This window comes from Streptomyces sp. NPDC050842 (assembly GCF_044456565.1).
GTDB lineage: Bacteria > Actinomycetota > Actinomycetes > Streptomycetales > Streptomycetaceae > Streptomyces.
Genome location: NZ_JBITGA010000021.1, coordinates 22,817 through 36,733 on the forward strand (window position 1 = coordinate 22,817; position 13,917 = coordinate 36,733).

Below are 13,917 nucleotides of genomic sequence, written 5' to 3' on the forward strand. Positions count from 1 at the left end.
GCGCTGTGGCGGCGGCCCCGCCGTGCGCGCAACGCGCCCGGCGCGCGGGGGGGGTGTCGTGCGTGGCGGCGGCCTCGGCGTGGGCCCGCGATGGGGGCGGGTCCGCGCCGGGGCGGCGTGGGGCTACTGGTCCGAGGAGAAGCGGACCGCGTTGGCGGGGAGGGTGGTGTCGCACCAGATGCGGATGCCGTCGCGGAGTTCGTTGTCCGGGCCCACGTGGGCGCCGTCGCCTATGACCGCGCCCGTGAGGACCGTACGGGCTCCGATGCGGGCGCCCGCGCCGACGAGGGAGTCGGTGATCACCGCGCCCGGTTCGATGACCGCGCCGGCCAGGATCGTGGAGCCCGCGATGCGGGCGCCCTCGCCGACCTGCGCGTCCGCGCCGATGACCGTACCGCCGGTGAGCTTGGCGTCCGGGGCGACGCGGGCCGACGGGAGGACCAGGCGGTCGCCGCAGCGGCCCGGGACGGCCGGGGAGGGGGCGCGGCCGAGGACCAGGTCGGCGGAGCCGCGGACGAAGGCCTGCGGGGTGCCGAGGTCCAGCCAGTACGTGGAGTCGACCATGCCCTGGAGGTGCGCTCCCGCGGAGAGGAGTTCCGGGAACGTCTCGCGTTCGACGGAGACCGGGCGGCCCGTGGGGATCTGGTCGATGACCGAGCGGCGGAAGACGTACGCGCCGGCGTTGATCTGGTCCGTGACGATCTCTTCGGGGGTTTGCGGCTTCTCCAGGAAGGCCGTGACCCTGCCCGTGGCGTCTGTGGGGACCAGGCCGAAGGCGCGCGGGTCCTCGACCCGGGTCAGGTGGAGCGAGACGTCCGCGCCGGAGGTGGCGTGGGTGTCGACGAGGGCTCGGATGTCCAGGCCCGTGAGGATGTCGCCGTTGAAGATGAGGACCGGGTCGTCGGGGCCCGAGTGGAGGCGCGAGGCCACGTTGCGTATCGCGCCTCCCGTGCCGAGCGGCTCCTCCTCGGTGACGTACTCCAGGCTCAGGCCGAGGTCGGAGCCGTCGCCGAAGTGCGGCTCGAAGACCTCGGCCAGGTAGGAGGTGGCGAGCACGATGTGCTCGACGCCGGCGGCGCGGGCGCGGGCCAGCTGATGCGTCAGGAAGGGGACGCCCGCCGCCGGGACCATGGGTTTGGGCGTGTTGACCGTGAGGGGTCGCAGCCTTGTGCCCTTGCCACCGACCAGGAGGATCGCTTCAGTCACCTTGTCGTCTCTGCTTCCTGTTCGGGGCCGGTCCGCCCGCCCGTCTCGGTCTTCCGTGCGATATGACCGGTCAGTTTATGCAGATGGTTGCCCGGCTGACCCCATCAGAGCCTTCCCTGGTACTTCGCCGATGTCGTCCTGGCCGTGGAGAGCTTGCCGTACAGGCGTGCGCCGGGGCACTCCGTGGCGAATCCGTCACGGTGTCCGGCGATCGTGCGGAGCTTGACCTTCGTGCCCTTCTTGTACAGGTTTCCACCACCTGAGGTGAGGTACGTCGTGCTCGTCGGGTTCACGCCGTGCAGGCCCAGCTTCCAGGCCGTCAGCTTGGCGACGGCGGTGAGCACGGCGGCCGGCGGATTCGTCTTGCTGTACGTACCGAGGACGGCGACGCCCATGCTGTTCGTGTTGAAACCGAGCGTGTGCGCGCCCAGGACCGGCTTGGCCACACCCCCCGCCCGGCCTTCGTAGATGTTGCCGCACTTGTCCACGGCGAAGTTGTAGCCGAAGTCCCGCCATCCGCTGCTCAGGACGTGGTAGCGGTAGATACCGCGCAGGACGGAGGGGGCCTGGCCGCACGTGTAGTTGTTGCCGGTCGCGCTGTGGTGGACGAAGGCCGCCTTGATGCTCTTCGTGTAGACGAAGCCCTTCTCGCGGAGCTTCTCGTCGGCTCCCCAGCCCTTGCGCGTGATGATCTTCGGGCGGGGGCCGATGTACGGCTTCGCCGCGACCGGGGCGGCCGCCGCGACCGGAGCGGCCTGGGTGGTGGCCTTCGCCGGTGTCGTCTGCGGGCGCTGCGCCTCCCCCGGGAAGTGGCGGAACGTCACTTCCGTCGCCTCCTTCGACAGCGCCGGGATCCAGGCCGCGCCGTACGGCACCAGCTGGGAGTTGACCGCGCTCGCCGCCGCCTCCGCCGCCGTCGGGCCGGCCGGGACCGCGGCCGTACGGACCTGGGGGACGGTGCCGGCCCGGTCCGCGCCCGGGTCGACCAATTCCAGGCGGAGGCCCTCGGGGAGCTGTTCCTCACCCCGTACACGGATCTCGACGCCGTCCGAGTCGCCCACCCACAGCGGTGCCGTGGAGCCCTTGAGCGCCGGGCCGGCGCCCTCCGCGGTCCCCGGGTCGGCGCCGTGCTCGTCGTTGTGGGTCTCCACGTCCTGCCACTCCGACCAGATCCCGCCGCCGGTGGCCCGGGTGCGGACCTGCACGGTGCCGTGCAGCGCGACCGTCGGGTCGTCCCAGACGACGCCGACGAGGGAGAACGGTCTGACGTCGCGTCGGGCCAGGCCCCGCTCGCCCGGATCGGACCCGGTTCCGCCGCCGAAGCCGCGTACGGAATCGCCCAGGGGCTCGAGCGGCAGCGACTGGGTGGAGCCGGGCAGCTGCTCGGGCCCCGGTGGCAGCGCGGCGACCGCCGGTGGCGCCGTGGCCGCCGCGGGTGCGGCGAGGGAGACCGGCAGGGCGAGCACCGCCGCGCAGGTGACGGCGATCGAGGTGGCGAGTGAAGCACGCATGGGCCGATCGTGCGTATCCCCGGGCCGTTCCGCGCGCCGGGAATCCGCACGGAAATTGACGGGGCGTCGGGCCGACCGGTGGACGGCGTCACCGGTACGGAGGACCGCGCGCGCCCGCCCGCGTACGCTGTCCGGCGTGAACGCCAGCGACCGCACCCCCGCCGACCTGCTGCGATCCGCGCTCGCCGCGGACCCCGCCCGCCCCTTGGTCACTTTCTATGACGACGCCACCGGTGAGCGCGTGGAATTGTCCGTCGCCACCTTCGCCAATTGGGTGGCCAAGACGGCGAACCTGCTCCAGGGCGAGCTGTCCGCCGGACCGGGCGACCGGCTCGCGCTGCTGCTGCCCGCGCACTGGCAGACGGCCGTCTGGCTGCTCGCCTGTTCCTCCGTCGGCGTGGCCGTCGAGGTCGGCGGCGATCCCGCGGACGCCGACGTCGTGGTGGCGGGGCCGGAGACGCTGGAAGCGGGTCTCGCCTGTTCCGGTGAGCGGATCGCGCTCTCGCTGGCGCCGCTGGGGCGCCGCTTCCCCGCCCCGCCCGCCGGGTACGCGGACTACGCGGTCGAGGTGCCGAGCCAGGGCGACCGGTTCGCGCCGTTCGTCCCGGTCGACGCGGAGGCTGCCGCTCTCGTCGTCGACGGTACGGAACGGAGTGGCACGCAGCTCGTCGAGCAGGCCCGCGTGGACGCGGCGGCGCTCGGCCTCGCCCCCGGCTCCCGGCTGCTCTCCGGCCTCGACTACGACGGCTGGCAGGGGCTCTCGTCCGGTCTGTACGCGCCGCTCGCGGCCGGCGGCTCGGTGGTGCTCTGCCGGAACCTGAACCAGCTCGCGCCCGAGTCCCTGGAGAAGCGCGTGGAGAGCGAGCGCGTGACGCACACGGTGCTCTGAGCACCCCGGCAAGCGCGCCTGTCCGCCCCCGGGCCGCACGGTGCCCACCCACCCCGGCCCGGCGCCCGGTCGACACCCTCCGGCACCAGCCCCCACCGACCCTGGCGCCGCCTGACCCGATGAGACCCGTTCGGACTAGTGCCGCGCCGAGTCCCCGGGTCCCCGCGCCGACTCCGGTACATGATCGGCCGAGGGGGAGTCGACTCCTTCCGCACAACCATGCGTCGGGTTCGGCCGTCTCCTTCCATGACCGGTGGCCGCCGGGCGCGCCGCCGACGCCTTGAAGGACGGACTGAGACGTGACGGACCGTGCTGGCACGCCCGCCGAACCGGATCCCCCGGCAGCGGAGGTCACGGCGCCCGGTGCTCCGGAGCAGCCGCGCAAACGCCACTGGCTGCGGTGGACGGCCCTCGCCGTCTCGGTCGTGGTGCTGATCGCGGCCGCGGTCGGCTGGTGGTTCTACCGGAAGCTCGACGGCAACATCACCACGGACACGACGGCCGCCGCCGAGCTGCGGAAGTACGAGAAGGAGCGGCCGGCGGCGGGCGCGACCGCCGCCCGGAACATCCTGCTCATCGGCTCGGACACCCGGACCGGCGAGGGGAACCGCAAGTACGGCAAGGACAAGGGCACCCAGCGCTCCGACACGACGATCCTGCTGCACATGTCGGCGGAGAAGTCGAGCGCGACGGCCGTCTCCGTCCCGCGCGACCTGATGGTGACGATCCCGGGCTGCACCAAGCCCGACGGGACCCGCACCCGCGAGCAGTTCGCGCAGTTCAACTGGGCCTTCGAGTTCGGCGGCACGGCGTGCACGATCCGTACCGTCGAGAAGCTGACCGGGATCCGCGTCGACAACCACATGGTGATCGACTTCCGGGGCTTCAAGAAGATGGTCGACGCCGTGGACGGGGTGGAGGTCTGCCTCAAGGAGCCCGTCGACGACGCCGACGCCAAGCTGAAGCTGCCCGCGGGGCGCCAGACGCTCCACGGCGAGCAGGCCCTCGGCTTCGTACGGGCCAGGAAGTCGATCGGCAACGGCAGCGACACGGAACGCATGGACCGCCAGCAGCAGTTCCTCGGCGCCCTCGTCAACAAGGTCCAGAGCGACGGGGTCCTGCTGAACCCGACCAAGCTCTACCCGGTCCTGGACGCGGCCACGAAGGCGATCACGACCGACCCCGGGCTCGACTCGCTGCGGGACCTGTACGACCTGGCGCGCGCGATGCGGGCGATCCCGACCGACAAGGTGCAGTTCCTCACGGTGCCGCGCCGCCCGTACACGTACAACGCGAATCGGGACGAACTGGTACAGCCGGCAGCAAGTCAACTCTTCAGGCAGCTACGGGAGGACAAGCCCGTCCTCGTGACTCCGCACACCGAGGAGGAGGACGGCGAGGGGAGCGGCGGGGCGGGCGAGGGGAACGGCGGGACGGGCGGCGGGGGCCGCGGCGACGGGAAGCCCGACGACGCGGACGCACCGACGCCCTCGACGACGCCGACCTTCACGGGGCGGAACGCGGCGGAAGGGGTGTGCTCCTGAACACCCCTCGGGGGCGGTGAGTAAAGGGCGCCCCAAGGGGAGGGCAGGGAGGGATGAGGTTTGAGCAAATTGCCCGGTTGTAAGGGGCGTGGAATTTGTCACTGACGTCGCCCCACGCTGAACTGGGCGGATAGTGTGACGCGATCCGGTGCACCCCGACCGTCTGGTCGTCGCACTCACCAAGGATCGAACGACCGAGAGAGCGGCGCCCTTCGGGGGAGGCGCCTCGCGTGGCACCGACGGAGGACTCGAGTAACCGTGGACGCGCACAGCCGTGGACGGGCGGACGAGATCGACCCCGCCGACCAGTGGGTGCTCAACCCACAGACCGGCAACTACGAACTGCGACTGGACCACTCCGGTGGGCAGTCGCACGCACCGCAGTCGCCGTCCCGGCCCCGGAGATCGAGCACGGCCACCGCCGCCGACAGAACCGACACCGGCCACGGCACCGGCACCGCCACCGAGGCGCCCGTCCCCGGTCAGCGCCGTCGCCGCGTCTCCGAGCAGGGCGGCGGTCAGCCGCCCGCGAGCCGCCGCAAGCGCAAGCAGGGCGCGTCCCGCAAGAAGAAGGTCCTCCTGTGGACCGGCGGCACGATGGCCTTCGTACTCGTGGGCGGCGCCACCGGCGCGTACATGCTCTACCAGAAGCTCGACGGCAACATCGACGCCGTCGACGTCGGCAACGCCGCGGTGGAGACGCCGGGGATGGACGGGCCGCTCAACATCCTGGTCATCGGCAACGACGTCCGGACCGGCGAGGGCAACGAGAGCTACGGGAACAAGACCAACGTCACCGGCCACGCCGACACGACGTTCCTGATCCACATCGCCGAGGACCGCACCAACGCGACGGCGGTGAGCATCCCCCGGGACCTCAAGATCAAGATCCCGGACTGCCCCACGAAGCAGACCGACGGCTCGACCAAGGTCATCCCCGGCTCGGTCGGGACGACCAAGTTCAACGAGTCGTTCGGCGTGGACGGCCGCGACCCCGGCTGCACCATGCGCACCATCACGGAGATGTCCGGCATCGGCATCAACCACTTCATGATGGTCGACTTCAACGCGGTCAAGACGCTGTCGACCGCGGTCGGCGGGGTGAAGGTCTGCCTGACCAAGCCCATCCGCGACAAGAGCTCCAAGCTCGACCTCGACGAGGGCGAGCACCGCATCCAGGGCGAGGACGCGCTCGCGTTCCTCCGCAACCGCCACGGCCTCGGCAACGAGAGCGACCTGGACCGCATCAAGATGCAGCAGCAGTTCCTCGCGTCGATGATGCGCCAGCTGAAGGAAGACACGCTGGACAGCCCGACGCAGCTGCTCGACGTCGCCGAGGCGGCGACCGACGCGCTGACGGTCGACAAGGGCATAGGAAGTGCCCTGAAGCTGACCAGCCTCGCCAAGGAGATCGGCAAGGTCGACCTCAAGAACATCAGCTTCATGACCGTGCCGGTCGTCGACAACCCCGACGAGCCGCCGAACGCGCGGGCCACCGTCGTCCTCGACCAGACCAAGGCCCCGCAGGTCTTCAGCATGATCCAGAACGACGTCTCCTTCACCGAGGTGAAGAAGAAGGAGAAGGACGCCAAGAACGCGAAGGCGCAGGCCCAGGCGAAGCTCCTCCAGGGCACGCGCGCGCAGGCCGCCGACGTCCGCGTCGACGTCTACAACGGCAGCGGCATCACGGGCGCCGCGCAGTCCACGATCAACTGGCTGCAGAACGACATGGGTGTGAACCGCTCCACCAACAAGAGCAACGCCCCCGACAAGGCGGCGAAGACCACGCTCACCTACGCACCGAACCAGGCCGATCAGGCCCGCAAGCTCGCGGACATGATGGGTCTGGCCGCCACGGCTCTCAAGCCGGGCACTGTGGACGCCGCGGAGCGCGAGCCCATGACGCTCGTCCTCGGCTCCGACTTCAAGGGCGCGGGGGTGCCCATCAAGGGTCCGACGAAGGCGCCGGACGTCGACAAGGTAGAAGCCGACAAGAAGGTGTGTGCCGAATGACCTGGAAACACCAGGCCTCGGCGCACTGCTGATTCACGAGGGGACCTGGGGTGGGACAGAACGTGCGTGGGGAGGGAACGCGGGGACGCGTTCCGCGCGCCCGTGAACTGGGCTGGGACGACGAGCTGTACGGGGCGGGGGAGGCGACCGGCGCCGGGGGCGAAGCCGGGAGCGGCGGCACCTCCGACGACGCCGGATCCTCCGGTACGTCCGCGGCGGCGTCGACCCGGGCCGAGCGGCGGCGCAACGGCGGCAACGGCGCCGGTGGCGGGGCGGGAGCCGGCGGCGACGCCCGGACGAGCCACCGCCGCGGCGGCTCGCGCCGACGGGCCAAGAAGGCCGGCAAGCACAAGGTGCTGCGCTGGGTGGCGATCACCCTGGCGGTGCTGATACTCGGGACGGCCGGCGCCGGATACCTGTACTACGAGCACCTCAACGGCAACATCCGCAGCGGTGACCGCGCGGGCGGCAGCAGCGGCGTGAAGAAGGCCGCGCCGAACGCGCTCGGCGACACCCCGCTCAACATCCTCCTCATAGGCTCCGACAGCCGGGCCGACGAGAAGAACATCGCCCTCGGCGGCGGCCGGAACGACAAGGACCGCAAGCCGCTCGCCGACGTGCAGATGCTGCTCCACGTCTCCGCGGACCGCGAGAACGCCTCGCTCATCTCCATCCCGCGCGACACGGTCGTCAAGATCCCGGAGTGCAAGGACGAGAACGGCACGCCCTACGCCGCCACCGCGAACCGGCCCATCAACGAGTCGCTCCAGCGCGGTGGTCCCGGCTGCACCCTCACCACCTGGGAGAGCCTCACCGGGGTCTACATCGACCACTGGCTGATGGTCGACTTCGCCGGTGTCGTGGCCATGGCGGACGAGGTCGGCGGCGTCCCCGTCTGCGTCAAGACGGCCGTGCACGACAAGTCGACCCGCCAGGTGAAGGGCGGCTCCGGCCTGAAGCTGCAGCAGGGCACCACCGACGTCCAGGGCGTGCAGGCGCTCCAGTGGCTGCGTACCCGGCACGCCTTCGGCAGCGACCAGAACCGCGCCAAGGCCCAGCACATGTACATGAACGGGATGATGAAGAAGCTCCAGGAGCAGAACGCCTGGACCGACACGGGGCGGCTGATGGGCCTGGCCGAGACCGCCACCAAGTCCCTCAAGGTCTCACAGGACCTCGACACCGTGAAGAAGCTCTTCGATCTGTCGATGCAGCTCAAGAACGTGAAGATCGACCGTCTGACGACGGCGACCGTCCCCACGGACCCGTATCCGCAGCGGCCGGACGAGTGGCTCCAGCTGCGGCCTTCCTCCGCCGACAAGATGTGGGCGATGCTCCGGGACGACGTCGCCTACGACAAGAACGGCGACAAGTCCGGCACCAAGGCGAAGCCGAAGCCCACCGCCTCGCCCAAGCCCAAGACCCCGGCCGAGGCCCCCGGTTCCTTCGCCGTGACCGTCGTCAACGGCACCGACGGCGCCGACGAGCCGGCCGTCGAGGGCCGGGCCGGCGACATGGCCGAGGCCCTTCAGGCCAAGGGCTTCACCCAGGCCGAATCCTCCCAGGAGGGCGGCGGCCGCAAGGACACCGTGGTCACCTACCCCAAGGCGGACGGCGACCAGGGCAAGGCGAACGCGCTGTCGGTGACGAAGGCGCTCGGGCTGCCCGACTCGGCCGTACGGGCCGACGCCGAGGCGAAGGGCATCACCCTGGTCGTCGGCGCGGACTGGCGCGAGGGCACCACGTACAAGAAGCCGACGCAGGTCGCCGGTGACCTGCCGGACGGCGCCGACGACAAGGCGGAGTGCATGGACATCTACTCGGTCTACCGGTGGGACGGGAAGAGCTGATCCCCCTCACTCGCACGCGCACATGACGACGGCCGGGCCCCCTGGGGGGACCCGGCCGTCGGTCGTGTGTGTGATCCGATCCGGTCAGACCGTCTCGGACTCGCCCGCCTTCACCGCCGGGCGGCGGCTCGCGATGACCTTGCGGGCCAGCGAGCGCGGGCTCGTCAGGAAGCCGTACCCCCACGACATGTGCATCGTCGCGAGCGCCACCGGGATCTGGAGGCGGGCCTTCAGCGGCAGGCCCTTGCCCGCCGGGACCGAGCCCGCCGCGATCGCGGCGAGGTAGCCCGCCGGGATCACGAAGCCGAGCGGGGTGAGCGTCGCGCCCACCACGAGGCCGGCGGCGATGGCGCAGACGGCGGTCGGCGGCGCCAGGTAGCGGAGGTTGATGGAGCCCTGGTGGTAGCGGGCCACCACGTGGCGCCAGCGGCCGTAGTCCTTGTACTGCTTCGCGAGGGCCTTCACGGAGGGCCGCGGGCGGTACTGGACGCGCAGCTCCGGCGAGAACCAGATGAGGCCGCCGGCCTCGCGGATGCGGAAGTTCAGCTCCCAGTCCTGGGCGCGGATGAACTCCACGTTGTACCCGCCCTGCTGCTCCAGCGCCTCGCGCCGGAAGACGCCCAGGTACACGGTCTCCGCCGGGGCGGCCTCGCCGCCCGTGTGGAAGGCCGCGTTGCCCACGCCGATCTTCGAGGTCATCGCGGCGGCGACCGCGTCCTCCCAGGCGTTCTCGCCCTCGGCGTGCATGACACCGCCGACGTTCTGCGCGCCGGTCTCCTCCAGGAGCCGGACGGCGGTGGCGATGTAGTTCGGCGAGAGCATGCCGTGGCCGTCGACGCGCACCACGATCGGGTGACGGGAGGCCTTGATCGCGGCGTTGAGCGCGGCGGGCGTACGGCCGGTGGGGTTCGGCACGGTGTGGACGCGGGGGTCTTCGCGTACGAGCTCGGCGGCGATCTCGTCCGTACGGTCCGTGGACGGGCCGAGGGCGATCACCACCTCCATCTCGCCGTCGTACTCCTGCTCCAGGATGTGACGAACCGAGGTGCGCAGATACCGCTCCTCGTTGAGGACCGGCATGATCACGGAGACGGGGGGCGTGGCGTTCATTGCCCGCCACGTTACCGCGAACGGGGGACACCGGTGCGCGCCGCATGGGTGGTGCACCCTTGCGCTGATCGTATGGGCCTACCGTGCTCACGGTTCCCCTTGTCCCACCCGCGGAGGTGTCCGTCCGTGCCCACACCGCCCCCCGCGCCCCGTCGCCGGCCCGCACCCCGGCCGCCCGTACCGGTCCGTCGGCGGCGACCGCGGCGCCCCCGGTGGGGGATGCGGATGGCGACCGCGCTGTCCGTGGTGGTCCTCGCGGCGGGCGGGATCGGGCACGCGGTGGTGACCGGCCTCGACACCGGGATCACCCGGGTCGACCCGTTCAAGGACATGAAGAACCGGCCGCAGGCCGGGCACGGGATGAACGTCCTCGTCGTCGGCACCGACGGGCGGGACCGGATCACCCCGGAGGAGAAGGAGAAGTACCGGCTCGGCGGCGCGCCCTGCCACTGCACCGACACCGTGATGCTCGTGCACATCTCGGAGGACCGGGAACGGGCGAGCGTCGTCAGCCTGCCCCGGGACTCGTACGCCGAGATGCCCGAGCACACCGATCTGACCAGCGGCAGGAAGCACCAGTCCCATCCCGTGAAGCTGAACGCCGCCTACGCGGAGGGCGGACCCGGGCTGACCGTCCGGACCGTCGAGTCGATGACCGGCGTCAAGATCGACCACTACCTGGAGGTCGACTTCACCAGCTTCATGCGGACCGTGGACGCGATCGGCGGGGTGCAGATCTGCACGACCAGGGCCGTCAAGGACTCCTACACGGGACTCGATCTCACGGCCGGCACCCACGAGCTCGACGGCGGGCAGGCCCTGCAGTACGTCCGGTCCCGGCACATCGACGGGGCAGCCGACATCGGCCGCATGCAGCGGCAGCAGAAGTTCCTGGCGGCGCTGATCGACCGGGTGACGAGCGGCGGGGTGCTGCTGAACCCGGTGCGGTTCCGTGCGATGGCGACGACGATGCTGAGCTCGGTCCGGGCGGACGAGGACTTCGGTACGGATCAGCTGCTGGCCCTCGCCAAGGCGATGCGGGGCTTCACGCCGGCGTCGTCGGAGTTCGTGTCCGTGCCGATCGGCGACATGAGCTTCCCGGTCAAGGGGATCGGGTCGACGGTGAAGTGGGACGCGGCGAAGGCGCAGAAGCTGTTCCAGGCGCTGCGGGAGGACCGGCCGCTGGCGCCCGCGTCGCAGAAGCCTGCGTCCTCGGGGTCGTCCTCCGGGTCGTCCTCCGGGAAGGCGGGTGACGCCCCGAAGTCGGTCGTCGTGGACGTGCCGCCGCGCACGATCCGCGTGCAGGTCTACAACGGGACCCGGACGGACGGGCTCGGCCGGAAGGTGGACGACGCGCTGCGCGGCACCGGCTTCGACACGACCCGGACGCCGATGACCGGGGCCGGGCAGGAGCGGGCGCGGACGCTCGTGGAGTACGACCCGCGCTGGGACCGCTCGGCGAAGACCCTCGCGGCGGCCCTGCCGGGGGCGGAGCTGCGGGCGGTGGCGGGGCGGGGCGGGACGCTGCGGGTGACGGTGGGCGCGGACTACCGGGGCGTCACGAAGGTCCGGGCGGAGGACGCGGGGCGGAGCGGGCCGTTCGAGGCGGTGACCGGGGACCAGGTGGTGTGCCCGTAGGGGCAGGGAGTCCTGGGCTCGCCCAGGAAGCCAGGGGCCGCTCGTCGCGGGCGGCCCCCTGCGTCCTGGGGGTCAGTCCTCGTAGCCCTCGGCCGCCCGGCGCTCGCGGAGCTCCTTGATGGCCTGGCGGCGGGCCAGGCGGTGGGTGCGGCGGATCTGGGCCTCCTGGTGGCGGCGCTTGTCCTGCTCCGTCTCCGGGACGACCTGCGGGACGCGGCGCGGCTTGCCGTCCGCGTCGACGGCGGCGAAGACCAGATAGGCCGAGCCGACCTGGGTGGCGGGCGTGGACTCGTTCCAGCGCTCGGCCATGACCCGTACGCCGACCTCCATGGAGGACCTGCCGGTCCAGTTGACCTGGGCCTTCACATGGAGCAGATCACCGACGCGCACCGGCTCCAGGAAGACCATCTCGTCCATCGAGGCGGTGACCGCCGGGCCGCCCGAGTGCCGGCCCGCGACGGCGCCCGCCGCGTCGTCCACCAGCTTCATGATCACGCCGCCGTGCACCGTACCGAGGAGGTTGGTGTCGTGGCTCGTCATGATGTGGCTGAGGGTGGTGCGGGAGGCCGAGGTGGGCTTGCCCGGGATATCGCCCTGATCTGTCATGCCCTCCACCTTATGCCGGGTCCTGTCACCGTCCCCGTGGGGTCCGTTTTGCATCAGCTTGGCAACAGGGCCGGTCCGATATTCCACCCGGCCTGTCCAGGGGATTCCCCCGCCCGGCACACTGGTCCGCATGAATGACTGGCCCCATGACGGCGGACACGGCCGTGGCAACGCGAATTCCCAGCCCGAGGGACCTCGCCGGATGAGCCATGTGCAGCGTCCGCAGGTCCCGCAGCAGCCGCCTCGGCACGACCAGGGCTACAACCCGAACTTCACGCAGGCGCAGGGCTCGGGATACGACTCCGGGTACAGCTCGGGCCAGGTCTACGGCGGCCAGCAGGGCGGAGGGCACGGGAGCGTGCCGCCGCAGTACGCGCCGGGCCCCGGCGCCGGTGGTCCGGGGCGTCCCGCCCCGGACTGGCGCAAGCGCATCAAGGTCGGCTCGATCGTCCTGGTCGTCGGCGTCCTCGCCTGGGGCATCGGCACGTACGCCTGGGCGAGCTCCCAGATGCGCAACGAGGTCGACCTCTCCAAGGTCATCGAGCGGCCGTCGGAGGGCGACTGCACGACGTACCTGATCGTCGGCTCGGACAGCCGCGAGGGCATGTCCGCCGAGGAGAAGAAGAAGCTGCACACCGGCTCCGCCGAGGGCAAGCGGACCGACTCGATGATGATCCTCGCGGCCTGCTCCAGCGGGAACACGATGGTCTCGCTCCCCCGTGACTCCTGGGTGACCATCCCGAGCTTCGTCGGCTCGGAGTCCGGCAAGTCGTACCCGGCCCGTGGCGGCGCCAAGCTGAACGCCGCGTACGCCATGGACGGCCCCGAGCTGCTCGTGCGGACCGTCGAGTTCAACACGGGCCTGCGCATCGACCACTACGCGGAGATCGGCTTCGCCGGCTTCGCGAACATCGTGGACGCGCTCGGCGGTGTCGACCTCAACATCGAGAAGGGCTTCAAGGACAAGAAGTCCGGGGCGGACTTCCAGGCCGGTGAGCAGACCCTCAACGGCGAGCAGGCCCTCGCCTTCGTCCGTACCCGGTACGCCTTCGCCGAGTCGGACTTCGCGCGGACGAAGAACCAGCAGAAGTTCCTCGCCGCCCTCGCCAACCAGGCGGCGACGCCGGGCACGATCCTCAACCCGTTCACGCTCTACCCGACGCTCGGCGCCGGTCTGGACACGCTGATCGTGGACAAGGACATGTCGCTGTACGACCTCGGGAAGATGTTCTTCGCCATGAAGGGCATCAGCGGCGGCGACGGCAAGTCCATGAACATGCCGCTCGCGGGCGCGGCTCCGCAGAACTCCTACAAGTGGGACATGGCGAAGGTGAAGCAGATGGTCGAGCAGATCCGGAACGACGAGAAGGTCACCGTCGAGTCGAAGTGACCCCCGTCGCCGTACGGGAAAGGGCGCCCCTCCTTCTTCGGGGGGGCGCCCTTTCCCGTACCCCCTTACGGGAGGTTGCGGGCCATGACGATGCGCTGGACCTGGTTGGTGCCTTCGTAGATCTGGGTGATCTTGGCGTCGCGCATCATGCGCTCGACGG

The 13,917-nt window shown here is 71.0% G+C and carries 11 protein-coding genes; 6 read left to right on the forward strand and 5 right to left on the reverse strand.

Annotated features, from left to right (window positions below; translation table 11 throughout):
- Nucleotides 1–123: 123 nt before the first annotated feature.
- Together ACIBG6_RS38755 and ACIBG6_RS38760 are read right to left on the reverse strand one after the other, a co-directional pair.
- Nucleotides 124–1,206 carry a sugar phosphate nucleotidyltransferase gene (locus ACIBG6_RS38755; RefSeq protein ID WP_399227474.1) on the reverse strand — a complete coding sequence of 361 codons (1,083 nt, stop codon included), beginning with the start codon at nt 1,204–1,206 and terminating at the stop codon, nt 124–126.
- 104 nt (nt 1,207–1,310) lie between these two features.
- The gene (locus tag ACIBG6_RS38760; RefSeq protein ID WP_399227475.1) at nt 1,311–2,717 is read right to left on the reverse strand and encodes a peptidoglycan recognition protein; all 1,407 of its coding nucleotides are present in this window, start codon (nt 2,715–2,717) and stop codon (nt 1,311–1,313) included.
- A gap of 136 nt (nt 2,718–2,853) precedes the next feature.
- Here ACIBG6_RS38760 and ACIBG6_RS38765 point away from each other — a divergent pair, with 136 nt between their 5' ends.
- From ACIBG6_RS38765 to ACIBG6_RS38780, 4 genes are all read left to right on the forward strand, one after another.
- Nucleotides 2,854–3,606 (forward strand): TIGR03089 family protein, encoded by a 753-nt coding sequence (locus tag ACIBG6_RS38765; protein WP_399227476.1) that lies wholly within the window; start codon nt 2,854–2,856, stop codon nt 3,604–3,606.
- A gap of 299 nt (nt 3,607–3,905) precedes the next feature.
- On the forward strand, nt 3,906–5,150 hold the full coding sequence (locus tag ACIBG6_RS38770) for an LCP family protein (RefSeq protein ID WP_399227477.1): 1,245 nt from the start codon (nt 3,906–3,908) through the stop codon (nt 5,148–5,150).
- 258 nt (nt 5,151–5,408) lie between these two features.
- Complete coding sequence (locus ACIBG6_RS38775) at nt 5,409–7,163, forward strand: LCP family protein (protein ID WP_399227478.1); 1,755 nt, start codon at nt 5,409–5,411, stop codon at nt 7,161–7,163.
- A 50-nt stretch (nt 7,164–7,213) separates the two neighbouring features.
- Nucleotides 7,214–9,013 (forward strand): LCP family protein, encoded by a 1,800-nt coding sequence (locus tag ACIBG6_RS38780; protein ID WP_399227479.1) that lies wholly within the window; start codon nt 7,214–7,216, stop codon nt 9,011–9,013.
- A gap of 84 nt (nt 9,014–9,097) precedes the next feature.
- Here the strand turns inward: ACIBG6_RS38780 and ACIBG6_RS38785 are convergent, their stop codons facing one another.
- The gene (locus ACIBG6_RS38785) at nt 9,098–10,123 is read right to left on the reverse strand and encodes a glycosyltransferase family 2 protein (RefSeq protein ID WP_399227480.1); all 1,026 of its coding nucleotides are present in this window, start codon (nt 10,121–10,123) and stop codon (nt 9,098–9,100) included.
- Between the two features lie 219 nt (nt 10,124–10,342).
- Here ACIBG6_RS38785 and ACIBG6_RS38790 point away from each other — a divergent pair, with 219 nt between their 5' ends.
- Entirely contained in the window at nt 10,343–11,761 is a 1,419-nt protein-coding gene (locus tag ACIBG6_RS38790; protein WP_399227481.1) for an LCP family protein, read from the forward strand.
- Nucleotides 11,762–11,833: 72 nt separating this feature from the next.
- Here ACIBG6_RS38790 and ACIBG6_RS38795 read toward each other — a convergent pair whose 3' ends face one another.
- On the reverse strand, nt 11,834–12,367 hold the full coding sequence (locus ACIBG6_RS38795; RefSeq protein ID WP_267043951.1) for an acyl-CoA thioesterase: 534 nt from the start codon (nt 12,365–12,367) through the stop codon (nt 11,834–11,836).
- Nucleotides 12,368–12,497: 130 nt separating this feature from the next.
- Here ACIBG6_RS38795 and ACIBG6_RS38800 point away from each other — a divergent pair, with 130 nt between their 5' ends.
- Nucleotides 12,498–13,757, forward strand: coding sequence for an LCP family protein (locus ACIBG6_RS38800; protein ID WP_399227482.1), 1,260 nt, complete (start codon nt 12,498–12,500; stop codon nt 13,755–13,757).
- Between the two features lie 65 nt (nt 13,758–13,822).
- Here ACIBG6_RS38800 and ACIBG6_RS38805 read toward each other — a convergent pair.
- Nucleotides 13,823–13,917: acyl-CoA dehydrogenase family protein (locus tag ACIBG6_RS38805; RefSeq protein ID WP_132919430.1), on the reverse strand; the 95-nt coding region annotated here is incomplete at its 5' end.